The organism is Arthrobacter sp. 49Tsu3.1M3, from assembly GCF_900168135.1.
GTDB lineage: Bacteria > Actinomycetota > Actinomycetes > Actinomycetales > Micrococcaceae > Arthrobacter.
Genome location: NZ_FUZD01000009.1, coordinates 137,117 through 162,313 on the forward strand (window position 1 = coordinate 137,117; position 25,197 = coordinate 162,313).

At 68.1% G+C, this 25,197-nt stretch carries 19 protein-coding genes and 2 rRNA genes; 15 read left to right on the top strand and 6 right to left on the bottom strand.

Annotated elements, in window-relative coordinates; translation table 11 throughout:
* Nucleotides 1–9 precede the first annotated feature (9 nt).
* The 9 genes from B5X90_RS12115 to B5X90_RS12155 all read left to right on the top strand — a co-directional run bounded on the left by B5X90_RS12115 (nt 10) and on the right by B5X90_RS12155 (nt 9,648).
* A complete protein-coding gene (locus B5X90_RS12115) occupies nt 10–1,392 on the top strand; it encodes an FAD-dependent oxidoreductase (RefSeq protein WP_079553323.1) in 1,383 nt (460 codons plus the stop codon).
* Entirely contained in the window at nt 1,389–2,651 is a 1,263-nt protein-coding gene (locus tag B5X90_RS12120) for a CaiB/BaiF CoA transferase family protein (protein ID WP_079553326.1), read from the top strand. The genes B5X90_RS12115 and B5X90_RS12120 overlap by 4 nt, the downstream gene beginning before the upstream one ends.
* Nucleotides 2,648–3,478: an enoyl-CoA hydratase-related protein gene (locus B5X90_RS12125; RefSeq protein WP_079553328.1), complete on the top strand. Its 831-nt coding sequence runs from the start codon at nt 2,648–2,650 to the stop codon at nt 3,476–3,478. The genes B5X90_RS12120 and B5X90_RS12125 overlap by 4 nt, the downstream gene beginning before the upstream one ends.
* Before the next feature lie 61 nt (nt 3,479–3,539).
* Complete coding sequence (locus B5X90_RS12130; protein ID WP_079553331.1) at nt 3,540–4,472, top strand: dihydrodipicolinate synthase family protein; 933 nt, start codon at nt 3,540–3,542, stop codon at nt 4,470–4,472.
* Complete coding sequence (locus tag B5X90_RS12135) at nt 4,472–5,260, top strand: SDR family oxidoreductase (RefSeq protein WP_079553333.1); 789 nt, start codon at nt 4,472–4,474, stop codon at nt 5,258–5,260. The genes B5X90_RS12130 and B5X90_RS12135 overlap by 1 nt, the downstream gene beginning before the upstream one ends.
* A 40-nt stretch (nt 5,261–5,300) precedes the next feature.
* Complete coding sequence (locus B5X90_RS12140) at nt 5,301–6,776, top strand: aldehyde dehydrogenase family protein (protein WP_079553335.1); 1,476 nt, start codon at nt 5,301–5,303, stop codon at nt 6,774–6,776.
* 6 nt (nt 6,777–6,782) lie between these two features.
* The gene (gene fdxA, locus B5X90_RS12145) at nt 6,783–7,112 is read left to right on the top strand and encodes a ferredoxin (protein ID WP_026537861.1); all 330 of its coding nucleotides are present in this window, start codon (nt 6,783–6,785) and stop codon (nt 7,110–7,112) included.
* Between the two features lie 192 nt (nt 7,113–7,304).
* Complete coding sequence (locus B5X90_RS12150; RefSeq protein ID WP_079553338.1) at nt 7,305–8,513, top strand: serine hydrolase domain-containing protein; 1,209 nt, start codon at nt 7,305–7,307, stop codon at nt 8,511–8,513.
* Nucleotides 8,514–8,640: 127 nt separating this feature from the next.
* Nucleotides 8,641–9,648 (top strand): HNH endonuclease, encoded by a 1,008-nt coding sequence (locus B5X90_RS12155; RefSeq protein WP_079553340.1) that lies wholly within the window; start codon nt 8,641–8,643, stop codon nt 9,646–9,648.
* A 41-nt stretch (nt 9,649–9,689) separates the two neighbouring features.
* Here the strand turns inward: B5X90_RS12155 and B5X90_RS12160 are convergent, their stop codons facing one another.
* The gene (locus tag B5X90_RS12160) at nt 9,690–11,126 is read right to left on the bottom strand and encodes a phenylacetate--CoA ligase family protein (RefSeq protein ID WP_079553384.1); all 1,437 of its coding nucleotides are present in this window, start codon (nt 11,124–11,126) and stop codon (nt 9,690–9,692) included.
* A gap of 356 nt (nt 11,127–11,482) precedes the next feature.
* On the opposite strand from B5X90_RS12160, the gene B5X90_RS12165 reads away from it, so the two are divergent.
* The 6 genes from B5X90_RS12165 to B5X90_RS12190 all read left to right on the top strand — a co-directional run bounded on the left by B5X90_RS12165 (nt 11,483) and on the right by B5X90_RS12190 (nt 21,464).
* A complete protein-coding gene (locus B5X90_RS12165; RefSeq protein WP_079553343.1) occupies nt 11,483–12,919 on the top strand; it encodes a flotillin family protein in 1,437 nt (478 codons plus the stop codon).
* Nucleotides 12,920–12,985: 66 nt separating this feature from the next.
* The gene (locus B5X90_RS12170) at nt 12,986–13,225 is read left to right on the top strand and encodes a hypothetical protein (RefSeq protein ID WP_143264731.1); all 240 of its coding nucleotides are present in this window, start codon (nt 12,986–12,988) and stop codon (nt 13,223–13,225) included.
* Nucleotides 13,226–13,611: 386 nt separating this feature from the next.
* Entirely contained in the window at nt 13,612–14,793 is a 1,182-nt protein-coding gene (locus B5X90_RS12175; protein WP_079553345.1) for a glycosyltransferase family 4 protein, read from the top strand.
* A 139-nt stretch (nt 14,794–14,932) separates the two neighbouring features.
* Nucleotides 14,933–17,206 (top strand): putative bifunctional diguanylate cyclase/phosphodiesterase, encoded by a 2,274-nt coding sequence (locus tag B5X90_RS12180; RefSeq protein WP_256860194.1) that lies wholly within the window; start codon nt 14,933–14,935, stop codon nt 17,204–17,206.
* A 137-nt stretch (nt 17,207–17,343) separates the two neighbouring features.
* Complete coding sequence (locus tag B5X90_RS12185) at nt 17,344–19,446, top strand: putative bifunctional diguanylate cyclase/phosphodiesterase (RefSeq protein WP_256860195.1); 2,103 nt, start codon at nt 17,344–17,346, stop codon at nt 19,444–19,446.
* 179 nt (nt 19,447–19,625) lie between these two features.
* The gene (locus tag B5X90_RS12190) at nt 19,626–21,464 is read left to right on the top strand and encodes a putative bifunctional diguanylate cyclase/phosphodiesterase (protein ID WP_256860196.1); all 1,839 of its coding nucleotides are present in this window, start codon (nt 19,626–19,628) and stop codon (nt 21,462–21,464) included.
* 121 nt (nt 21,465–21,585) lie between these two features.
* On the opposite strand, the gene B5X90_RS12195 is transcribed toward B5X90_RS12190, so the two are convergent.
* The 5 genes from B5X90_RS12195 to B5X90_RS12215 all read right to left on the bottom strand — a co-directional run.
* Nucleotides 21,586–21,876: an excalibur calcium-binding domain-containing protein gene (locus B5X90_RS12195; protein ID WP_256860197.1), complete on the bottom strand. Its 291-nt coding sequence runs from the start codon at nt 21,874–21,876 to the stop codon at nt 21,586–21,588.
* Between the two features lie 94 nt (nt 21,877–21,970).
* Nucleotides 21,971–22,819, bottom strand: coding sequence for an SDR family NAD(P)-dependent oxidoreductase (locus tag B5X90_RS12200; RefSeq protein WP_079553354.1), 849 nt, complete (start codon nt 22,817–22,819; stop codon nt 21,971–21,973).
* Nucleotides 22,820–22,955: 136 nt separating this feature from the next.
* Complete coding sequence (locus B5X90_RS12205) at nt 22,956–24,359, bottom strand: alkaline phosphatase family protein (RefSeq protein WP_179129120.1); 1,404 nt, start codon at nt 24,357–24,359, stop codon at nt 22,956–22,958.
* A 380-nt stretch (nt 24,360–24,739) separates the two neighbouring features.
* Nucleotides 24,740–24,856, bottom strand: a 5S ribosomal RNA gene (gene rrf / locus B5X90_RS12210).
* Between the two features lie 229 nt (nt 24,857–25,085).
* Nucleotides 25,086–25,197 (bottom strand): 23S ribosomal RNA (locus tag B5X90_RS12215); the annotation flags it as partial.

The following is a 25,197-nucleotide window of genomic DNA, read 5'->3' on the forward strand; positions in this document are numbered from 1 at the left end:
AGGATCCCCATGAACCCGTCCACAGCCATGTCGTCGCTGGAACTCAGCACCACCACGGCGGACCTCACCGCCCCCGTCATCTCCCGCTCCGACGTCCTCGTCGTCGGCGGTGGCCCCGCAGGCGTGGCCGCAGCCGTCACCGCGGCCCGCTCGGGCGCCTCCGTCACGCTGCTGGAACGTTACTCCTCCCTGGGCGGCCTCGCCTCCGGCGGCATGGTCCTGGTGCTCGATGACATGATCAACGGCCAGGAAATCACGGTCACCGGCATCGTCTCCGAGTACGTCGAGCGGCTGCAGAAGCTCGGCCTGGCAATCGTCCCGCCGGCCGATGACCGCAAGACCTCCGAGGAACTGTGGAACAAGTGGGGCCGCTACGGCACCTTCGACTTCCACTCCCACACCACCCCCAAGCCGGTCTGCTACGCCGCCGCCTTCGACCCGGACGGCTGGAAGCGTGTCTCCAACGACCTCGTCCGCGAGGCCGGCGTCAACCTGCGCCTGCACTCCTGGTTCTCCCGCCCCGTCGTGGACAACGGCGTCATGAAGGGCGTCATCTGCGAGACCAAGTCCGGCCCGCAGGCCTTCATGGCCGACATCGTCATCGACACCACCGGCGACATCGACGTCGCCTCCCGGGCCGGCGCCAGCTACGTCAAGGACAGCTACCTCACCACGCTCGTCTTCCGCCTGGGCAACGTGGACACCAACGCCGCGGAGGCCTTCGAACAGGCCAACCCGAAGGAAGCCCGCGCCATCAACCGCAAGATCAAGCGCCTCCTCGGCGGCGCCTGGGAACTGTGGTGGCTCAAGACCCCCATCGACGGCGTCGTCTGGTGCAACGCACCCCACATGACCGGGTTCGACGGCGTCGACCCGGCGGACATGACGGCCGCGGAGTTCGCCGCGCGGGACCGCATCACCGAGGCCGTGGACTACGTCCGCGCCAACCTGCCCGGCTTCGAGAACTGCTACATGCTCGACGTCGCATCCCAGATGGGCGTGCGCCAGACCCGCCTGCTCGAAGGCGAGTACGTCATGACCAAGGAAGATGTCACCTCCCGCCGCCACTTCTCCGACACCGTGGCCCGCGGCCGCGACTACTACTACCCCTTCCGCTCGCTGCTGCCCAAGGAAGTTGACCAGCTGCTCGTCGCCGGCCGGCACTACTCCGCCACCCCCGAGGCCCAGAAGATGTCCCGCGAGATCCCGCCCTGCATGGCCATGGGCCAGGCAGTCGGCGTCGCCGCCGCGCTGGCGATCCAGAACGGCACCCTCGTCCGCGACGTCTCCGCCCTGGACATCCAGCAGGGCATGCGCCGGCACGGCGCCGACCCGGGCGACGTCCCGTCGTCGAACGCCACCCTTGACCTGGACGCGGTGGTGGGGGCATGAGCACCGTCATCGACGAACTCTTCAACGCGGAATCAACGGCAGAAGACACGACGGCGGCCGCCCCCGAAGCGGCCGGCACCCCGCTCCCCCTCGAGGGCATCAAGATCGTGGACTTCACCCAGGTGTTCATGGGCCCGTCCTGCACCCAGCTGCTGGGTGACTACGGCGCGGACATCATCAAGGTGGAACGCCCCGGCGCCGGGGACATCTCCCGCAACTCGTTCCCGGACAAGGACGGCCAGGACAACCCGATCTTCCTGTCCATCAACCGGAACAAGCGCAGCATCTCGGTGGACACCCGCACCGATGAGGGCAAAGCCGTCCTGCGCCGGCTGCTCGCCGACGCGGACGTCGTGGTCAGCAACTTCCGCTCCGGCGTGATGGAGCGAATGGGCTTCGGCTACGAGGACCTCAAGGAGCAGAACCCTGGCATCATCTGGGCCTCCGGCACGGGCTTCGGCCCCGAGGGCCCCTACTCGCACAAGGGCGGCCAGGACGCGATCGCCCAGGCCTACTCCGGCGTCATGTGGCGGCGCGAGTCGGATGACATGAAGCCGGCCATCTACCCCACCACGCTGTGCGACTACATCACGGGCATGCACCTCATGCAGGGCATCCTGCTGGCACTGCGCACCCGCGAGTCCGCCGGCGTCGGGCAAAAGGTGGAGGTGACCATGTACGACTCCATGCTGCACCTGCAGATGCAGGAGGCCTGCATGCAGCTCAACCGCGGCTACGAGGTCAACTGGGGCGCCATGCCGCTCAGCGGCGTCTTTGAAACCACCGACGGCGCCGTCTGCATGGTGGGCGGCTTCACCCCGGACCCGCTGCTGCGCATTTCCGAGGCCCTGGGTCTGGACGAGGACCTCACCCAGCGGCCCGAGTTCGCCAACCTCGAACAGCAGTTCAAGCACAAGCCGGCCCTGCAGGCCATCTTCCGCGAGCGCATGGCCACCAACACCACCGAATACTGGACCTCCCGGCTCGAAGAGCAGGGACTGCTCAACGCCCCGGTCCACACCCTGGAGCAGACCCTGGCCGATGCGCAGACCCACGCCAACAACATGATCGTCGAGGCCGAACACCCCGGCGTCGGCACCGTGAAGATGCTCAACGCACCCATCCGGCTCTCCGCCACCCCGCCCACCATCCGCCGGGTGGCCCCGCGCCTCGGCGAACACAACGTCGAGGTGCTGCTGGAGAACGGCTTCGACGCCGAGACCATCGAGCGCCTGCAGCAGCTGGGGGTCCTGCGATGACCGCCCTTTCAGAGGCCGGGACGACCGCCTCAGTTCCCACCGCCGTTGACCAGGTCACCCTGACCATCGAGAACCACGTCGCCACCGTGGTCATCGACCGCCAGCACGTGCTCAACGCCGTCGACGGCGGCGCGCAGGCCCGGCTCAACGAGATCTGGGACCAGCTCGAAGCCGATCCGGACGTCCGCGCCGTGGTCATCACGGGCGCCGGGACCCGGGCCTTCTGCGTCGGTGCGGACATGTCCGCCTCCGCCGTGGACAAGACCGGGCTCGAATACTGGGCGGGGCTGGACACTAACGGCTTTGGCGGGCTCAGCCTGCGCACCACGCTGGACATCCCGGTGATCGCCCGGGTCAACGGTTATGCGCTCGGCGGCGGCATGGAGATCGTGCTTGGCGCGGATATCGTGATCGCCGCGGACACGGCCCGCTTCGGGCTGACGGAACCGCGTGTCGGGCGCCTGGCGCTCGACGGCGGCATCCACCAGCTGGTGCGCCGGATCCCGTACACCCAGGCAATGGGCATGCTCCTGACCGGGCGGAAGGCCGAGGCCACAGAGATGCAGTCCATGGGCCTGGTCAATGAGGTGGTCCCCGCGGACCAGCTCGACGCCGCGGTACAGCGCTGGGTGGACCAGATCCTCGCCTGCGCCCCCACCTCGGTCCGGGCGGTCAAGCAGATGGTCACGCAGACCGCGCACCTGACCGCCACCGAGGCCCGCGGCCTCCGGCTCCCGGCCCTCATGGCGGCGCTGGACAGCGAAGACTCCGCCGAGGGCGTCCGCGCCTTCCAGGAGAAGCGCGCGCCGCACTGGCCGGGCCGCTAGCGGATCCACCGCCTGATATTCGGCCGCTCGAAAAACAACAAGAGCTTAGAAGGAGAAACCAATGCGGGAGTCACTGACACCCGGCGTGTGGGGCGTCGTCGCCACACCGTTCCAGGGCAGCACCCTGGATGTGGACACGGACAGCCTGGCCGGGCTCGTGGGCTACTACGAGTCGATCGGCGCCACGGGACTCACGGTCCTGGGCGTGTTCGGCGAGGCCGCGGCCCTGACGGCGGCCGAGCGCAGCCTGGTCCTGGAAGTGGTCATGGAGGAAACGCGCCTGCCCCTCGTGGTGGGAGTGACATCCCTCTTCACCGGCACGGCCGTCGATGAAATCCGTTCCATCCAGGCTGCCACCGGGGACCGGCTCTCGGCCGTCATGGTCCAGGCCAACTCCGCCAACCCCGGTGTGGTCATCGCGCACCTGAACGCCATCCACCAGTCCACCGGCGCCAACGTGGTGCTGCAGGACTACCCGCTGGCCAGCGGCGTCCACATCAGCACCGAGGCGCTTATTTCCGTGGTGCAGGCCTGCGGCTTCGTCACCGCGGTCAAGGCCGAGGCGCCGCCCACCTCCGTGGCCATCGGGCACCTCACCGCAGCCCTCGACGTCTCTGTCTTCGGCGGTCTCGGCGGCCAGGGGCTGCTGGACGAACTCATGGCCGGCGCCGCGGGGGCGATGACCGGTTTCTCCTACCCGGAAGCGCTCATCGCCTGCGTGCGGGCCTGGCAGAAAGACGGCTACGAGGCCGCCCGCGACGCCCTGCTGCCCTACCTGCCGCTGATCAACTTCGAGCAGCAGGCGAAAATCGCGCTGGCGATCCGCAAGGAATGCCTGCACCAGCGCGGACTCATTGCCGACGCCGGCGTCCGGGCACCGGCCGCGCCGTTCCCGGAGGTTCTCCGGACCGGGCTGCGCACGCACCTGGCCGAGGCCGCCGAGGCCCTCGGCCCGAACCCGGCCGCCGTGCTGACCACGGCGGGGAGGAACTGATGGATTTCGGAATCAGCGGAAAGACCGCCTTTGTGGCCGCCTCGACCGGCGGCCTGGGCCTCGCCATCGCCCGGGCCCTCGCCGCCGAAGGCGTCCGGGTGGCCATCACCGGCCGGCGCGAAGTCCGCGCCAAGGAGATCGTGGCCGAACTGACGGACGCCTACGGACCGGGCGCCGTCGCCATCGAAGCGGACCTGAGCACCGCCGAAGGCGTGGCCGCCGCCGTCGAACAGACAGTCGCGGAACTCGGGCCCATCGACATCCTGGTCCTCAACGGTCCCGGGCCGAAGCCCGGCGCGGCCGCCACCCTCGGCGCCGAGGACATCGCCGCGGCGTTCGAACAACTCGTCAAACCGCACCACGCCCTGATCTCGCACATCCTGCCGGGCATGCGGGAACGGCGCTGGGGCCGGATCCTGGCCGTCGGGTCGAGCGGCGTCGTGGCACCACTGCCGAACCTGGCTGTGTCCAACACCGGCCGCGCGGCGCTGGCCGGCTACCTCAAGACCCTCGCCGCCGAGGTGGCGCTTGACGCCGTCACGGTCAACATGCTCCTTCCCGGACGCATCGCCACGGACCGGGTCGCGGAACTGGACAAGGCCGCCGCTAAACGGCGCGGCACCACGCCCGAGGAAATCCAGCTCGAATCCCGCAGGACCATCCCCGCGCGCCGCTACGGCGAACCGGAGGAATTCGGTGCCGCCGCGGCGTTCCTCTGCAGCGCCCCGGCCTCCTACATCACCGGCGTGGCACTGCGCTGCGACGGCGGCCTGATCCGCGGGCTCTAACCCCGCCTCCTGTTCTTCCCGACTCTCACGAAGGAACACCATGACTTCCACCGACACAGACACCTCAACCGCAACAGCGCTGGATCTTCTCACCGCCCGGCACCTGATCAACGGCGAATGGCTCGGCGGGGCGGACACCGAGCGGATGAACCCGGCCCGCCCGGGCGAGCTCGCCGCCCTCTCCCCCAGCGGCACCGCAGCCGACGTCGACGCCGCCATCACCGCCGCCGCCGCCGCGCAGCCGGCCTGGGCAGCCCTGCCAGCCCCGTCCCGCGGCGCCATCCTGATGACCGCCGGCAACCTGCTCTTGGAGCGCCAGACCGCCATCGCCGAGGACCTCGTCCGTGAAGAGGGCAAGACCCTCGCCGAGGCCAAGGGCGAGGTCAAGCGCGCCTCCGACGTGCTGCGTTTCTTCGGTTCCCTCGGCTGGGCCGCCACCGGCGAGGTGCTGCCCAGCGGCCTGCCGGACACCACCATCACCACCCGCCGCGAGGCGCTCGGCGTCGTCGGGCTCATCACGCCGTGGAACTTCCCCATCGCCATCCCGGCCTGGAAGTCCGCCCCGGCACTGATCAGCGGCAACGCCGTGGTCATCAAGCCGGCCGAGCTCACCCCGCTCTCCGCCACGCACCTGGCCCGCGCCCTGCAGGACGCCGGCCTGCCCGCCGGCGTGTTCAACGTGGTCCACGGCAAGGGACGCGTGGTGGGCGACGCCCTGGCCCGCGACTCCCGCATCGCCGGGTTGTCCTTCACCGGCTCCACCAACGTCGGGCTCGGGCTGCAGGAGATCCTCAACGCCCGCCGCGCCCGGGTCCAGCTGGAAATGGGCGGCAAGAACGGCGTGCTGGTCCTGGACGACGCCGATCCCCGCAAGGCTGCCCAGGTGGTGGCGGCCGGCGCGTTCGGCCTCACCGGCCAGGCCTGCACCGCCACGTCCCGCGTCTACGTCACGCCCGGCATCCGCGGGGAATTCCTGGCGGCCCTCATCGAGGAAGCCGCGCAGTACACCGCCGGCGACGGCCTCGAGGCCGCAAAGATGGGCGCCGTGGTGAGCAGCCAGCAGTTCGAACAGAACCAGGCCGCGGTGCGCACCGCCGTCGAACGCGGCGCCACGCTGCTGCACGGCGAGTACGACGGCGGCACGGACGCCGGATTCCTCTTCCCGGCCGTTATCCTCACGGACCTGCCCTTCGACGACGCCGCCGTGACCGAAGAGATCTTCGGACCCGTCGTGGCCGTCCTCGAAGTCCCGGACTACGAGGCCGGGCTCGCCGCGGTCAACGGTTCCCGCTACGGCCTGACCGCCGGCATCTGCACCGACTCCCTGGCGTTCTCCACGGACTTCGCCGCCCGCGCCCAGGCCGGGGTCATCAAGGTCAACCGTCCGACGGCGGGCCTGGACCTGAACGTGCCGTTCGGCGGCGTCAAGGACTCCTCCACCAACACGTTCCGCGAACAGGGGAAGTCCGCACTGGACTTCTTCACGTGGGGCAAGACCGTCTACACGGGTGTGTAGCCAGCCATGACCTACGTGATCGCCCAGCCCTGTGTGGACGTCAAGGACAAGGCCTGCATCGACGAATGCCCGGTGGACTGCATCTATGAGGGTGAACGCTCGCTCTACATCCACCCGTCCGAATGCGTGGACTGCGGCGCCTGCGATCCCGTCTGCCCGGTCGAGGCGATCTACTACTCGGACGATGTCCCGGACGAGTGGGCCGACTACGTGCGCGCCAACGTGGAGTTCTTCGAGGAACTGGGGTCGCCGCAGGGCGCCTCAGCACTCGGAAACCTGCACCGCGACCACCCTGTGGTGGCGCGTGCGCCTCTAGGCGCCGGCGCCACGGGCTGACTCTCCCTGACGCCGGCCTGCCGAAAAACGGCCGCCAAGCACAACTGCTTGGCGGCCGTCTTCGTATGAAGACACCCCTTTGGCCCTTGACGGCTGCACCCCGCCTGAGGACCATCACAAGCATTAGGACTGTGCCTGGCTGGGGGCATCTTCCTGCCCTGACTGCACTCCCGACCTGCAAGAAGGACCCTCATGCCGATGGTCTGGACCCGCGCACCGTTCCGCCGGCTCACGGCCGCAATCCTCGCCGTCGTGCTGACGGCCGCCCTCGGCGGCTGCGTCCCCGGGCCGAAACCGCCGGCGCCGGTGTCGCCCGACTCCGGCTACCGGGCCGTGCTCGAACAGTTCGGCCGGAGATTGCTCGACGACGGCGCCCCGGCCGTCCTCATCCAGGTCCGCGTGGGCGGGGACGAGTGGTCCGCGGCCTACGGGGTCCGGAACCTGAACAGCCCGACCCGGGCCGAGATAACGGACCCGGTGCACATCGGCGGCGTCACCAAGTCCATGGTGGCCGTCTGCGTGCTCAAACTGGCCGAGGAGGGCCGGCTGGAACTGGACGCGCCGGTCAGCACCTACCTGCCGGAGTTCAACAAGGTGATGCACCCGCCGGGACCGGTCACCGTCCGCCAGCTGCTGCAGCACCGCTCCGGCATGCCGTCGGTGGACGGGCCGTTGTTCGATCCGGCCACGGTGCGCGAAGCCCTCACCACCAAGGTGAGCCTGGCGGATCTGCTGGCCATGGCGGGGCGGATCTCCTGGCAGGCGAAGCTGGCCCAGGGATTTGAGTACTCCAACTCGAATTACATTGCCCTGGCGCTGATCGTCGAGCGCCTTAGCGGCCGGCGGATCGGCGAGATGATCAGCACCGACATCATCGAGCCGCTGGGCTTGAGTGAGACCATGATGACGGCGGCGGGGCCGGCGCCGCTGTCCATGATCCACGGCTACATCGCGCTGGACCGCAAACAACTCGACGTCACCTATCCGGCCGCCCAGATCGACAACGCCTCAGGCGGCATGGTGTCCTCCGTGGCCGACGTGAATACGTTCTACCGCGCGCTGCTGCAGAACAAGCTGCTCAAGCCGGCCACGATCACGCAAATGGAGAGCCCGCTCTACGCCAGGTACGGGCTCGGCGTGGTCCGCTGGAACGATTTGTGCACCAACGACTTCTACTACGGCCATCCCGGCGACGTGCCCGGCTACGGCACCATCACCATGACCAGTGCGGACGGAACCCGGCAGCTCACCATGGCCGTGGCCTACCCGCCGGAACCGCTCCCACGCGGGGACACCCACATTCTGCACCAGATGGAATCCATCGCGGAGGACACCCTCAACGCAACGTGCAAGACCGGGCCGACCGGGCCGCTCAACAATGCCGCAGGCAGTCCGGGCTGACGGCGGCCGCCGCTGTGACAATGGACCGCCGCAGTGACAATGGGCCGTTGCCGTGGCAATGGGCCGTAGAAGTGACAATCAGCCGCCGCTCTGACCATCAGGCAAAGGTGACTGCGACAATGTGAAGATGACAGCGATCATCCTCGTCTGGAACCCCGACGAATGGAACGATTGGACCTACCCGGCCGTGCTGGAAGAGGTCGCCGAAACCGGCCGGCACCTGGCCAGCTGGGACATCGGGACGTCTCTCGGCAGCGCGGCTGGCCCGGCTGGTGCCGGCAACGCGGTCGGCGCGGACGCCGCCGGGGTTGCGGCCGGCGCGGAGGCGGCCGGCACGGATGCGTGGCTGGTGCTCCAGGGCCGCCACGGACGCGGCCTGATCGGCCACGGCATCATCGTCTCGGAGCGGCCGGCTCCCCGTATCCAGACACCCGACTCCGCGAGCGCCGCCGGGGCCGGCGCGCAGGACGATGCACAGCCCGGCGCCACCCGGGCCGACGCACATCCCGGCGCACAAGCCCCATCCCCGCTCTACATCCAGGTGGACTTCGACGCACTCCTGCCCGCCGGCGACCAGATCCCGGCCAGTGTCCTCGCCGAGACTGTGCCCGGCATCGACTGGGGAGCCCTTCACGGCCCCGCGCTGGCCGTCGACCCCGCCGTCGAGCCCCTGCTCCGTGGACTCTGGGGTGAGTTTGGCCCGGTGCCGGCGGACCCCACCCAGCCCGTGCCCGGTACCGTCCCCGCGGCGGCGGTCACCCGGGTCGAAGTGAACAAGTACGAATACAGTCCGGACGCCCGGCGGGTCTGCGTCGCCCACCACGGGACCAGCTGCGCCGCGTGCGGATTCTCGTTTGAAATCGCCTACGGCGAGATCGGCAAGGACTTCATTCCGGTCCACCACCTGGTCCCGGCATCACAGCTGGGCAGCGCGTATGAACTGGACCCCATCACAGACCTCGTCCCGCTCTGCGCCAACTGCCACGCCATGGCGCACCACGGGGTGCGGACCCCGCGCAGCGTCGCCGAGCTGCGCCGGATCATGGCCGCCGCCGGGTTCCTGACCGGACAGTCCGTGACCCCGGAGCAGCTCCAGGCCCAGCAGGACGCCCGGCGGATCCTGGAACAGCACTAGCAGCATTAACAGCACTGACAGCCGCGGCAGCAGCAGCCGGCTCAGGCGGACCACACCTCGCGGAACTTGCCGCTACGGTCCGGCCGGGGCGGCTCATCGCTAAACAGGACGTCGACGCCGGCGGCGCCCTGGGCTCTGAAGAACGCCCCCAGGCGCTCCCCCACCGCCGTCCGCACGGCCGCCGTCGCGGCCCCCGGCCAGAGCTCGAGCCGCACGGTGAGCGAGCCCGGTCCGGTGCGGATCGCCTGGAACCGTCGGACGCCGGCGGTCTCCTCGATCACCGTGCCCAGCGCCAACGGCAGCACGGTGACCACTTTGCCGTCCAACCTTGCCCCTTGCAACATTGCACCGCCGGCGGCAGCGAAGCTCAGCACATCGCCGCTGCGGCCCCCGACCCGCAGCGTGGGAAACGGGCTGCCGCAGGCGCACGGGCCGGCAGCCAGCTGCACCCGGTCGCCCAGGTTGTACCGGATGAGCGGCTGGACCCGGTTGGCCAGGTTGGTGACCAGCACCGTGTGGGAGAGCTCGCCGGGCGGGACGGGCCGGAAGGCGTCGTCCACCGGCTCCACGATGTTCCAGTCCGCGTTGACGTGCAGCAGCCCCTGCCGGCAGCGGCTGGTCAGGGCGAGCGCCTCCGAGGCAAGGTATCGCACGGTGATCCGGCAGCCGAGGGCCGCTTCGATCTCGGCCGCGGCGTGGGCTGCCAGGCTCTCCCCGGACGCGACCGCCAGCAGCGGATGAATCCGTAGCCGTCCCGCCTTCTGTTCGGCGGCCAGTTGCACCATGGCGCTCGGATACCCGTAGAGCACGGTCGGCAGGAAGTCGTTGAGGTCCGCCACGAGGTCCGGGAGCGGCCTGAGCACGGAGAATACGCGCACCCGGCGGGCGATGCGGGGGCTGCGCCGCCGCGCGGATTCGGTCAGCACGACGCCGGCAAAGTGGTCCCCGTCCGCGATCAGCGCCGCGGCCCGCAGCCCCGGGTGCAGGAAGGCCCGCGCCTCCTTGGCCGCCATTAAGGTCCGCCGTTCGCGGATCGGGCCCAGGAGACTGGCCACCAATTGCGAGGTCCGGTCATGGACCAGGACCGCGGGTTCACCGGTGGATCCCGACGTCGTCACCACGAGGTACTGTCCGCGATAGAGGCTGCCGATCCGCGAGGGGTCATCGAGCAGGTCTCGCTTCAGCCCGGTGAGCGTGATGTGGGGGTCGGTCACCCAGTCATCGAAGTTCTCCATGAGCTCGCGCTTGCCCACCGGAGGCAGCTCCCCTATATACGTGGCCCGGTCCGTGGCTGAGTCCGCGGCTGAGTCCGGGACCATGTCCGGGACGTCCCGGTACAGCCTGCGGTAGAAGGGCGAGGCGGACCGTGCGCACTCAACCAGCGCGGCGAGACGGTCCCGTTGCCGGCGGTCGATCGCATCCTGACTTCCCCGACCGGCCCGCCAGATGTCCCACGCGATCCCGGCCGTCCGTGTCATCCCGAGCGGAGAGCCGCGCATCACCCATCACCCCCTTCACGGGTCCAGCACTCCTGGCGTCCGCCCTTCCCGCTCGTCCCTGCAGGCACGCCCGTCCGCCCTTCCACGCCCGCACCCTCTCCCAAGCTGGCACGACTGCGAAGGCTCCCAACAGGGGCTTTAGGCACCGGCGGGACCGGCGCATAGGCCCGGACACCGTCGAATTGCTGGACTCCCGGCCGGAAGCACCACAGACTGTGTACAACAGCTGGCTGGGCGGCGCGGGAATTCCTGCCTCCAGGCCGGCCGGGGACTACCAGCAGCATCGTTTGGGGCTTTGCTTATTTTCTTTTCCACCGCCGTGAAAGGACCTGGTTATGCCGGACTTGTCATTTTTGTATCCGCTCATTTCGATCATCCTGGGGGCGGTCGCCGTCGTCGGCGTCATCTGGGTGGCAACAAAACTGATGTGGAAGGTGGCGGAACCGAACGAGGCCCTCATCATCTCCGGGTTGACGCGCGGCACGCTGGAAACCCGTGAGGGCATGGACTTCAAGATCGTCACCGGCAAGGGGGCCCTGGTGCTGCCGGGCTTGCAGACGGTGCGGCCGCTGTCCCTGACGCTGAACGAAACCGAGCTCAAGGTCTCCTGTGTGACCTCCCAGGGCATTCAGGTGATTGTCGACGGAGTGGTCATCTACAAGATCGGTGATGCCCCGCCGTTCATTGCCAACGCCGCGCGCCGGTTCCTGGGCCAGCAGCCCAAGATGGAAAGCCAGGTGTACAACGTCTTCGAAGGCCATTTGCGCTCGATCATCGGCAGCATGACAGTCGAGGAAATCATCCGCGAGCGCGACAAGCTGGCCTCCCAGGTCCGCAGCGCCAGCGGCGTCGAAATGGAGAAGCTGGGGCTCGTGGTCGATTCGCTGCAGATCAAGGACCTGCAGGATCCCACGGGCTACATCCAGAACATCGCCAAGCCGCACATCGCCATGGTCAAGATGGAGGCCCGCATCGCGGAGGCCACCCGGAACCGCGAGGCGGCGGAAAAGGAAGCGGAGGCCGAGGCCTTGATTGCCGACGCCCGGAGCTTGTCCGCCATCCGGCAGTCCGAGGCGCAGGCCAACGCCGAGCGCGCCAAGGCGAACGCGGCCCAGGCCGGGCCGCTGGCGGACGCGACGGCGCGCCAGCAGGTGGTGGTCCAGGAAACCGAGGTGGCCAAGCTCGAGGCCGACCGGGAGGAACAGAAACTGCAGACCACCGTGCGCAAGCCCGCCGACGCGAGGGCATACGCCAAGCGCACCGACGCGGAAGGCCAAAAGTCCGCGGACATCAGCGCGGCCGAGGCGCTGGCCCGGCGCACCGAGCTCGAGGCCCAGGCCAACGCCCGGCGGACCGAGGTGCAGGCGCAGGCGAACGCGACGGCGGCAGCCGCAGCGGCCGGGGCCACCAAGGTCACCGGCGAGGCCGAGGCCGCCGCCACGAAAGCCCGCGGCGATGCCGCCGCCTCCGCCATCAAGGCCAAGGCACTGGCCGAGGCTGAGGGCATCAAGGCCCGCGCCGAAGCACTGGGCACCAACCAGGACGCCGTCATCTCCCAGCAGCTCGCCGAGAACATGCCGGCGATCGTGGCGGCGGCGGCAGAGCCGTTCGCGCATGTCGGCCAGATGACCGTCCTCAACGGCGGCGAAGGGGTCAACCGGATGATCGGCGGTATTTTGGCACAGGTGGGCGACTACCTGCCGGCGCTCTCCACGGCCCTCAAAAACACCCGGGATGGCGGGAAACGGCCCGCGAAGGCGCCTGAGGCGTAGGGGCGGGAATGCGCGCGGGGAACCGGAGGACCTGATGTACTGGGATCCTGATGTACTGGAGTTCTGATGCATAAGGATGTTGACCGGAGCCTGACCGGAAAGATCGGCCGCGTGACCGGACGGATCGGCCCGGGCACCATCGGCGAGGTCATGCTGCCGGTCCGCGGGGGAACCAGTGCCTTCCACGCGCATCCCTTCGACAAGACCAGCGTTTTCGCCGTGGGTGAGCAGGTACTGGTCATCTATTTTGAGCCGCCACAGACGGTGTTTGTGGACGAACTTCCGGATGTCCTCAAGGCCGATTGACCCTCTGGACGGTAGGAGGCGACGGGCGTATTCTGAAGTTCCGTAGCCTCTGGAGGTATTTCTGATGGAAGGCAACAAGCGTGCGCGTTGCGGTCCGGTTTCGGGCATCCGTGCCCGCTTCCCGGTCGGCAACTGGCCCGACCCGCTGTAGCTCGACTTTCGTCATGCCATCCGGCACCGCTGCTTTGTAGGGTTTGCGCCGTGGACGCATGGCCGCGCTGAAGTGCGCCCGCTTGAGGGTGCCCGAGTAGGTCCCGCCAACCGTCCGCCTTTGTTCGTGCCCTCTGGCGGGTCCCTCCTGAGTTCGCCCACCTGTTAACCCACTCTTCCCCTCCAGGCCACGCCTGCTCCCCCGCGCCGCAAACCGCCGCCCCCACCGTGGAGGGGTGAGGATCGCAATCGTCGCCGAATCATTCCTGCCGCTCATGAACGGGGTCACCCACTCCATCCTGCGCGTGCTGGAGCATCTGCAGGAGCGCGGGGACGAGGTGCTGGTGATCGCGCCGTCCACGCAGGACACGGATATACCGGACGAGGTCCATGGCGCCCACGTCCTCCGGCTCCCCTCGGTCCCGCTGGCCGGCTATGCGAATCTGCGGGTGGCGATGGGCGGTGTGTATCGGGTCAAGCGAATCCTTGCCGATTATGCGCCCGACGTCGTGCACCTCGCGTCCCCGTTCGTGCTCGGCTGGCGGGCAGCGCAGGCCGCCCACCAGCTCGGAATTCCCACGGTGGCCATCTACCAGACCGAGGTGCCCGGCTATGCGGGCCGCTACGGCGTCCCCTTCCTGGAGAACTGGGCCTGGAACCGGGTGGACCAGATCCACCTGCTGGCCTCGCGCACCCTGGTCCCTTCCACTTTCGCGCTCAACCAGCTCCGCGGCCGCGGCATTCCGCGCGTGGACATGTGGCGGCGCGGCGTGGATACCCAGCGGTTCACCCCCGCGAAGCGCGACGCCGGCTGGCGGGCTGCCGTGGCGCCCGGCGGCGAGCGCCTCATCGGCTACGTGGGCCGGCTGGCGGCCGAGAAGCAAGTGGAGGATCTGGCGGTGCTGGCGGATGTTGCCGGGACCCGGCTGGTGATCGTCGGCGACGGGCCGCAGCGGGCGGCCCTGGAAGCTGCCCTGCCGCAGGCGGTCTTCACAGGATTTCTCGGCGGCGACCACCTCGCCCGGGCGGTGGCCTCCTTTGATCTCTTCGTCCATCCCGGCGAGTTCGAGACGTTTTGCCAGACCATCCAGGAGGCCATGGCGTCCGGGGTGCCGGTGGTGGCCACGGGCCGCGGCGGCCCGCTGGACCTCGTGGAGAACTCGCGGACCGGCTGGCTGTACGAGCCCGGCGACCTCGCCGGGTTCCGTGCCCGGGTGATGGACCTGATGGGCGACGACGCCAAGCGCCGAGCGTTCGCCGCGGCCGCGCACGCCTCGGTCCAGGGCCGGACGTGGCCCGTGCTCGGCGCCGAACTCGTTGGCCACTACCAGGCCGTGATCGGTGAGTCCCGGGTGGGCCACTCCCCCCGCCTTGCCTTATCCCTGAGGGCTGCCAAACCGGGGTTTCAAGCACCCTAGGTGATGGCGCAACGGGGCGGTTGGTCCTCCGCCACGGGCACGGATCCGGCCCCGCCCACGTGTTGACACCTTCTTGACCCCCAAGGGAGGCTTCCGGCGCCTATGATTTCCCGATGGGAGGGTTCTAAATGTCTCGTTGGTGGTCTCAGGTTCGCACGGCGGTAGCCGGGTGACGGCGTCGTCGTACCCGGAGGAAGCGCCCGGCGCAGTCCCCAACACAGTCCCCAAGGAAGTTTCCGCCGCGGTCCCGGGCTACGGGGACCTGGTGGAATCCAGCCCCGATGCGCTGCTGGTGGTGGCCGAGGACGGGACCATCAGGATGGTCAACACCGCCGCGGAGCGCATGTTCGGGTACGCCCGCGGGGAGCTCGTGGGCTCGGACCACCGCATGCTCCTGGCCGAGGGGTTCCGGAACGGCCTCGAGCGGCTGTTCTTCAACCTCCGCCGCGGCGCCCACACCGGCGGCGACGCCGTTGCCGCCGGAACTGACACTGACACTGCTCCCGTGGAGGCCTACGGGGTGCGGCGGGACGGTACGGAGTTCCAGGCCGAGGTGGCCGGATCTATTTTCTTCACCGGTTCAGGCGCCCGGGACGGGACTGGTAATGGTTCCGCGAGCATGATCGCCGCGGTCCGGGACACCTCGCACCGGCCGGAGAACGATGACAGCCTCCGCGAGGCCATGTCGCTGCTGAGCGCGACGCTCGAATCCACCGCCGACGGCATCCTGGTGGTCAGCAGCGACGGCGAGATCGCCGGCGTCAACAATCAGTTCGTCACCATGTGGGGCATCCCGCGGGAGATGCTGGCCACCGGGGAGGACGAGGCGGTCATGGCCTTCGTCCTGGACCAGTTGCGGGATCCGGCCCAGTTCGTCGAGAAGGTCGAGGCCCTCTACGCCGATCCCGCGGCGGAAAGCCACGACATCCTCGAATTCCGCGACGGCCGGACCTTTGAACGCTATTCCCGCCCGCAGAAAGTCGCGGACCAGGTGGTCGGACGGGTGTGGAGCTTCCGGGATGTGACCGCGGCCAAGGTGGCCCAGGACCGGATCACCCGGGCCATGGCAGACCTCGCCGCACAGTCCGCCCAGCTGAAGGCGCTGGCGTTCCGGGACGGATTGACCGGGCTGTCCAATCGCCAGCTGTTCAACGACCGCCTCGCCAGCGCCCTGGCGGACCAGCACGGCGGCGCCGTCGACGTCCTGCTCCTGGATCTGGACGATTTCAAGGAAGTCAACGACATCCTGGGCCACCACGCCGGGGACCAGATGCTCATTGAGGTCGGCAAGCGGCTGCGCGCGTGCGTGCGGCCGAGCGACATCGTGGCCCGGCTGGGCGGCGACGAGTTCGTGGTGCTCCTGCTCGACTCGCTGGAGCCCGAGGGGGTTGCAGCCCGGATCGTCGACTCGCTGCGCGTCCCGGTGTGGATCGACGGCACCATGCTGCGGCCCAGCCTCAGCCTGGGGCTGGCCTCGATCGGCGAGTCCGCCGTGGACGCCTCCGAGCTCCTGCGCCGTGCCGACGTCGCGATGTACGCCGCGAAGACCGCCGGAAAGAACCGGTACATGCGCTTCAAGCCGGAGATGATGAAGGCCCTCGTGGACCGCAACGACCTCGAGGCCGGCCTGCGGCGCGCCGTGGACAGCGGACAGATCGCCGTCCACTACCAGCCGATCGTCTCCGCCGGCAGCGGGACCGTGACCAAGGTCGAGGCCCTGGCCCGCTGGGTGCGCGACGGCGCGCTCGTCCCGCCCAAGCATTTCATTCCGGCGGCGGAACGCAGCGGCCTGATCGTCGAGATCGGCACCGAGGTGTTGCTGCGCGGCTGCACGGAGCTCAAGCCCTGGCTGGACGAGGACTCCTCCCGGTCCCTGGCCGTGAACGTCTCCGGTGTCCAGCTGCAGCACGGGGACTTCGCCGAGCTGGTCATGGCCGTGACGGAATCCTGTGGCGTGGACCCGCGCCAGCTGGTCCTGGAGGTCACGGAGAGCGTCTTCTTCGAGGACGACTGCCACGTCATCCAGCAGCTCATGACCCTGCGCGCGGCCGGCGCCCGCGTGGCGCTGGACGACTTCGGCACCGGGTTCTCCTCCCTGGGACGCCTGCAGGGCCTGCCCGTGGACACGCTGAAGATCGACCAGTCGTTTGTGGCCATGATCAACACCGGCACCGAGCAGTTGCCGATCCTGAACGCCATGATCGGGATGGCCCACGGACTGGGGCTGACCGTCACGGCGGAGGGCGTGGAAACGGCCGCCCAGGCCGGCTACCTGATGAGTCTGCACTGCGATTCCCTGCAGGGTTTCCTGTTTTCCGGCCCGCAGCCGGAGGCCACGCTCCAGCCCGCGCTGGACCGGGCGGCCCTGGCCATCGCCGCGCTGCGGGGCGATCGGGTGCCGGGCAACCGGTGACCCACAAAGTTCCATGGCCGATGTGCTGGACACGGGGCCGAAGGACCCTATGATTCAGTGAAACGCATTGCTCCGGGCACCTCGGCCGGGAACATCATCGCTCTATGAACTTCCGTCGCTTGGGGGCCGGTATCGTCGTGGGAACTGGATTTGGTGAAGACCTGCTGGAGCAGGGTCCTGATGCGTTTCTGCTGCTGACCGCGGACGGGACCATCGCCTTCGTGAATTCGGCCGCGGAACGGTTATTCGGCTACCCCCGCGAGGAACTCCTCGGCGTTCCGCACACCATCCTGCTCTCGGAGGAAGCCCACGGCGGCTTCCTGCGGGTCTTTGGCCGGCTGGGGCGCAAGAGCCCGGCCGGAAGCCGCCCGTTCGCGGCCGCCGGACGGCACCGGGACGGTTCGGACCTCGCCCTGGAGATCACGTGCTCGCTGGTGAGCGGCGACGGCGGCACGACCATGGCGGTAGCCGTCCGCGACGCCGGGCACCGCAACGACCCCGATTCCGGCCGGCGGCTGGCCCTCTCCCTCGTGGACGCCACGCTGGAATCGACGTCGGACGGTATCGTCGTGCTCTCCAACGAAGGCCAAATCACCGGAATCAACGACCAGTACCTAAAGCTGTGGGGCATGCCGCCGGAACTGATCGCGGCCGAGGACCCCGAGGCGCTGGTACGGTTCATCGCGGACCAGCTGGTGGATCCCGACTCCTTCCTGCAAAAGGTTGCTGCGCTCTACGCGGACAACCTGATGCAGAGCCACGACGTCCTCGAGTTCGCCGACGGCCGCACCGTGGAGCTGTACTCGCGGCCGCAGAAGGTGGCGGACGCGATCGTGGGACGGATCTGGAACTTCCGGGACATCACCTCACGCCGGCGCGCCCAGGACCAGGCCCGCCGCGCCATGGACGAACTGGCCGAGCAGGCGGGCAAGCTCAAGGAACTCGCGTTTCAGGACCCGCTCACCGGGCTGGCCAACCGGATGCTCTTCAACGAACGGGCCGCCGCGGCACTGCTGACCCCGGAACCAGTGCACGTGCTGCTCCTGGACCTGGACGACTTCAAGGAAGTCAACGACGTCCTGGGCCATCATGCCGGCGACGAGATGCTGGTCGAGATTTCCCGCCGGCTCCAGAACTGCGTGGGTCCGCACGGCACCGTCGCCCGGCTGGGCGGGGACGAGTTCGTGGTCCTGCTGGTCGGTTGCAGGGATGCCGACACCGTGGCCCAGCGCGTGGTCAGCACCCTGAACGCCCCCGTCTCCATCGAGGGAACGCTCATGCGGCCAGGTCTCAGCCTGGGCGTGGCATCGCGCGACGCCGGCACCGTGACGTCGTCGGAACTGCTCCGGCAGGCGGACCTGGCCATGTACGCGGCCAAGGAGGCCGGGAAGAACTGCTATGTGCACTTCAGGCCGGAGATGCTGGCCGCGCTACTGGAGCGCACCCAGCTCACGGCGGGGCTGCGGCGGGCGGTGGAGCTGGGGCAGATCACCGTGCACTACCAGCCGGTCATCTCCAGTGACCGGCTCGAGGTGGTGCAGTTCGAGGCCCTGGCCCGCTGGGAGTGGGACGGCGAGCTGATTCCGCCGGACGAGTTCATCGAGACCGCCGAACGCAGCGGCCTGATCCGGGAAATCGGCGCCGAGGTGCTCAGGCGCAGCTGCACCGAGCTCTCCCCGTGGCTCGCGGAGGACCCGTTCCGGAGCGTGGCCGTGAACGTCTCCGGCGTGCAGCTGCAGCACCGGGACTTCGCCGAGCGGGTCCTGGACATTGCGGCGTGGAGCGGCGTGGACCCGCGCCAGCTGGTCCTGGAGGTGACCGAGAGCGTGTTCTTTGACGCCCATTCCCACGTGATCGGCCAGCTCGAGACCCTGCGCGAGGCCGGCATCCGGGTGGCCCTGGACGACTTCGGGACCGGCTATTCCTCGCTGGGCCGCCTGCAGGACCTGCCGGTGGACGTGGTGAAGATCGACAAGTCCTTTGTGTCGATGCTGCAGACCGGCGTCGAAAAGCTGCCCATCCTCACCTCCATGATCCACATGGCCCGGAGCCTGGGCCTGAAGGTCACGGCCGAGGGCATCGAGACACCAGCCCAGGCACGCTACCTCATGGACCACGGCTGTGATGCCCTGCAGGGCTTCCTCTTCTCCCGCCCGGAACCCGGGCCGGCCAGGCAGCGCGCCGTCCGGAACTCGGCGGCGGCCATCGCCGACCTCGAGGGCGTGCCGCTGCCCGGGTAGCCGGTCGCAGACCGCGCCGCCGCTGCCTTTTCGACAGGCGCAGTCGACACATTTGGTTGCGGCATGATGGCCATCACGTCCGGGGAGCCCGCACCGCATATGATTCAGTCAGCGCAGTGCGCCTGCTCTCCGCAAGGTGCCCGCTATCCGTATTCATCGCCGGGGGGCTGTTAGACATCGTGGAAGCTGGTTTCGCACAACAACTGCTGGAGTACAGCCCGGACGCACTTGTGCTGGTCGCTCAGGACGGAGCCATCTCCTTCCTCAATGCGGCCGCGGAACGGCTCTTCGGCTACCCCCGGGCGCAGCTCCTGGGCGCGGACCACAGCATGCTCCTGGCCGAGGCCTCGCGGGAGGAATTCCACGGAGTCCTGGCCGGGCTGGCCAAGGCCGCGAGCCCCGGCTCGCCGTCCCCCGGTTCGCCGTCCGCAGGCTCCCCGTTCGCAGGCTCGGGCCGCCGCGCCGACGGCACCGAACTCCCGGTCGAAATCACGTGCTCGCTGGTCCCCGCCCCGGCCGGAGCGGCCGACCCGGGAACGTCCGTTGCACTCTCGGTCCGCGGCGCCGCAGGGCGGAACCCGGGCGCCGGCAGCGCCGGTACCGCCGGGCGCACCCTCAGCGGCGACTTTGCCCGCCGTCGTACTTCTGCAGCGGGAGCTTCTCTTTCCGGAGGTCCAGCAACTGCCGCCCCTGCCGCGTTTGCCGAGCATGACGACGAACTCAAGGCGGGCTCGCTCCGCGACCCCTTGACGGCGCTGCCCAACGGCCCCCTCTTCAACGAGCGGCTCGCGGCGGCCCTGCGCCGCCCGGATCCGGTGGACATCCTGCTGCTGAACCTCGATGACTTCAGGCACCTCAATGACGTGCTGGGACGCTCCGCGGCCGACGAGCTGCTGGTGGAGGTGGCGAGCAGGCTGCGCAACTGCGTCCGCCCGCATGACACGGTAGCCCGGCTCGGCGGCGACGAGTTCGCGGTGCTGCTCACCGAATGCCTCAACGCGGACGCGGTGGCCAAGCGGATCGCCGAGTCCCTCTACGCGCCCCTGCGCGTCGGCGGCTCCATGGTCCGGCCCGGCGTCAGCATGGGGCTGGCGTCGAAGTCAGTGCAGACGCTGGACGGCGCGGAACTGCTGCGGCAGGCCGACGCCGCCATGACCGCCGCGAAGGCTGCCGGGAAGAACAACTGGGTGCGGTTCCGGCCGGAGATGCTGAACACCGCGGCCCACAAGGCCGACGGCGATTCCGGGCTGCGGCGCGCCGTCGAACTGGGCCAGATCTCGGTGCACTACCAGCCCGTGGTCTCGCCCGGCATCGGTTCGGTGGTGCAATTCGAGGCGTTCGCGCGGTGGGAACGGCACGGCCGACTGGTGCCGCCGAACCAGTTCCTGCCCGTCGCGGAGCAGAGCGGCCTGATCCGCGAGATCGGCGACGAGGTCCTGCGCCGCGCCTGCGCCGAGATCCGGCCGTGGCTGGCCGGCGATCCTGCGTACAGCGTCGCCGTGAACGTCTCGGGCCTGCAGTTCCAGCACCGGGACTTCGCCGCGGACGTGCTGGCGATTGCCGGGTCCACGGGCGTTGACCCGCGCCAGCTCACCCTTGAGCTGACGGAGAGCGTGTTCTTCGACGCGTCCTCGGACGTGCTGGGCCAGCTGCGGCAGCTGCGCGGCGCCGGCGTCCGGATCGCCATGGACGACTTCGGCACCGGGTATTCAACGCTCGGCCGGCTCCAGGAACTGCCCCTGGACATGGTCAAGATCGACCGCTCCTTCGTGGCCATGATCAAGACCGGCCAGGAACAGCTCCCGTTCTTCGCCACCATGATCAGCGCGGCGCATGCCCTCGGCCTGAAAGTGACGGCGGAAGGCATCGAGACGCCCGCGCAGGCCAAATACCTGATGGACCGCGGCTGCGACTCCCTGCAGGGCTACCTGTTCGCCAAGCCGGCCCCCGCCAGCCACCTGGCCGGGACCATGGAGAGTGCCCTGAACGCCCTGGACAAGGTCGACGCCGCGCGGTAGGCGTGCGGAACCTCAGTCGACGCCTGCGGCGCCCCATCGGTGCTGCACCCCGCCATTGGACGCAAACGGCCGCTAAGCAGCATGGCTTAGCGGCCGTTCTTGGCCAATCGTTGGACCGGACCTAGCGCTTTTCGCAGGCGATGCCGTCGTTGTCGCGATCGAGATCGTACTGGCGGAAACCGCCGTCGTTGAGGTTGTACAGCGTGTTGTCAACGCGGAACGTGGTGACCGGCTTTCCGCTGGTCTTGTCGCGGGCGCCCTTCTTGCCGACGCCGTGCGGGTAGACCTTGTTCAGCTCCGTGCAGTTCTTGTACGACTTCGGCGCGGGCGCGGCGGATGCCGGCACCGCCGTAGCACTCAGGACGACGGCGGATGCCGCCAGGGACGCGATAAGCAATTTCTTCAGGCGCACGTTTAAGAGCACTCCCCCAGGTAGAAGCCCTCAGCCGCGGATCGGCGAGGGGCAGGAAAATGCTAACCCACGAATTCGGCGTTTCCGGTCAGGCTCAGGGGCGGGGGTCCAGCTTGTCGAGGTCCTGGGCCACCATCGCCTCGCTGCGCTGCCACAGGGCCTTGGCCAGGCCCGCGTCGTAGGCCTGCCTGTTGGCCTTGGAGAGCGTCCGCTTTGCGTAGTAGGCGCCGGAGATCCAGTCGTGGCCCGGGGTGGCGTTGGCGAGCCACACAAGGGTGTCCGCGCCCTGATCGGGGGTCAGCATGAAGCGCTTGAGGAAGGACTTGTAGGCCAGGCGCATGGGGCTCGTGGAGTCGGCCGCGAAGTTGGTGGCCACACCGCCCGGGTGGAACGCCGCCGTCGAGATCCCCTCGGTGTTGTAGCGGTTGTGCAGTTCGGCGGTGAAGAGGATGTTGGCGAGCTTGGCGTTGCCGTAGGCGCGGTTGGTGGAGTAGCTCTGGGCCGCGTCGAGGTCGTCGATGTCGAACTTGGCGAAGAGCGAATTCGCGACGCTGGAGGTGTTGATGACGGTGGCCTGGCTGGCGGCCAGCACCTCGATCAGCTCGGTGGTGAGCAGGAACGGTGCCAGGTGGTTGACCTGGAAGGTCTTCTCGTGGCCGTCCACAGTGAGCTCACGGGGCCCCATGATGCCGCCGGCGTTGTTCGCCAGGACGTCGATCCGCGGGTACTTTTCCTTCAGCTGCGCGGCCAGGGTCCGCACCTGGGCAAGGTCGGCGAAGTCGCTGACAAAGAAATCGGCGCCGATTTCGTTCGCGATCGCCTCGGTCTTTTGCGCGGAGCGCCCGACGACGACCACACGTTCCCCCTGCCGGGCGAAGGTCCGCGCGGCGGACGCGCCGATGCCGTCGCTGGCTCCGGTGATGACGATAGTGCGCTCGGGCATTGAGGTGTCCTTAGAACGATGCGATGGGCTGGTCTTTTGGAATCCAGCCCCGTCGAATTCTAACGAGTGCAACTGGGAGTTCGTTCCGCCGGAGCCGGGAGCTTTCCGGGACTCTGCTGGGAATCTCCCGCAGCGCTTAGATGCGCAGCGGCGACCGGAAACTCAGGGCCGTGCTGGCGTTCTGCAGCTTCAGGCCGATGGCCAGCATTTCTTCGGTGGTCCGGAGCAGGGAGTAGTGGCTGTAGTTGCCCTGGATCACGGTGCCCGGGACCACGGATGGTGCCACCACGAAATTGGGTACCGGAGTATCTTCGTCAAAGAGCACGAAGATCGCCGTGCGTCCCGCCCGGTAGCTTTGGCTATTCAGGATGACCGGCAGCCATTGCGAAAGCCACGTGTCTCCCGTCGCGACGCTGCAGTCATGCATGTCATTGCAAACATTCGGCACGACCACGGAGAAATTCGGCAGAGTGTTGTTGGCAAGGTCGCCCGCCAGCTGCCCCGCGCTCACGGTGCCCAGGGGCACATTGTTGACCGCGCATGCCGCCCTGTCCCCCGTCCCCTGGTAGTAAATTTCGGGGTTGTGCCGCTCGGCATACAGCCCGGACGCACTCAGCCGGCAGTTCGAAGGCATGTCCTCCATGTAGCTCTTATAGGACTGGCCGGACGTACGCACCTGCCGGAAGATATTGTCCGCCGTAATGGGCGGCAGGCCGCTCGGGCTCGAATCGGAAGTGACGCCCTGTGTGCTGCCGGAAGTCATGGCCAGATAGCTCGGCAATGAGGGCAATCCCAGGCCGGCGTCAGCCCAGGTGCTCACCGAGGCGCACTGGGTCGCCTTTGTGCTCATGTACGGCGCGCTGGCGTTCCCGATGACCTGTGAATAGGTCTTGTTTTCAAAGAGCACCCACATGACGTGGTCGTATTTCGCCGGTGGGGCGGTCGCCGTGCCACACGGGTTGTCGCCGGGGGGCGGAGGCGGCGGCGGGGGCGGCGGCGGAGGCGGCGGCGGCGTCGCGTTCGTGGTGACAGTCAATCGAGGCCGTTGCGTGGTGACGGAGGTTTCCTTGGAACTGTAAATGACGCCGTCAGAGGATGTGGTGCTGATGCGGAACGAATAGGTCCCGTCACCCTTAATCGCGCTGAAGAGATCGAACTCCACAAAGGTGTTGTCGGCAACAGCGCCGCGCGAAGCCACAATCGGAGTTTCCGCAACGGGCGCATTGTTGAAGGTGATCGTGTTCTCACTCCAGGAGTTGTTGAGGACCCGTCTGATCTGGCCGCCTGAGTTGGATGGATCCGTGGCGAACAGCCGGAGCTTGGCGCCGGTCACTGTACTGCCGGCGGTGCCGGTTACCGTGAGCTTGAGGAAGATCATTTCGACCGGCGAATTATCAGCCTTGAGGCCGGTCGCCGTTCTGAAGTTAATGGTGGGACTGTCACGCTTCACGACGGCGTCGGCCGTATTAGAAAACGTCAGCGTGGCGGCTTCGGCGGGGCCCGCAATAAGAGAAATTGTGGCAGCCACCAGGAAGACCACTGACGCCAGGGAAACCCCTCGACGCCCTGCAAAGGAACGGGCAAACCGATGCCTCTTTGGTGCGTTCTTGCCCGAGGCGAATCCAGGATCTACGCGCATCGCGGGACTCCTATAAGGTCCGGTCGACGCACCCTGCGCCTTAGTGGTCCGTGGGAATCCAAACCCTAGCCGGTCAAATCCGGCCTCTCAATGCTGATAGCCAAATTAGCCGGCCGCTTTAAAGGTATTCCCAAGGTTTTACCGGTTAAGGGAATTCCCAAGGTTTTTCCATGGTCCATAGGCATGTGCCAGAACTGCCCGCCTGATTCATGAGGGGCTTTTGTGGGTTAAATGCGGGAGGACCCCAACCTGGTGGTTGGGGTCCTCGACCGTGAATGGTGTTCCGGCGGTGACCTACTCTCCCACACCCTCCCGGGTGCAGTACCATCGGCGCTGTGGGTCTTAGCTTCCGGGTTCGGGATGGGACCGGGCGTTTCCCCCACGCTATGACCGCCGTAACCCTTGCTCCGCCACGGACCCGCGTGGTCGCGGGGGTGGGGAAATCTGTGGTTACAACATGTGCTCTGCGGACTCGGTCCGCAGCTGTGGTGTTGTTATGTTGTTGTGGTTTGTTCCTCTGGCAACGGGTTTGTTGTCTGGGAACCACATAGTGGACGCAAGCAGTCTTGTTTCTTTGTACCACCCCTGGGTGCGAACCCCTTTTGAAACGGGTTTGCGGGGTGGTGTGTGGTGTAAGTTATCGGCCTATTAGTACCGGTCAGCTTCACGAGTCGTTAGTCCTCGCTTCCACATCCGGCCTATCAACCCAGTGGTCTGGCTGGGGGCCTCTCACACGCAA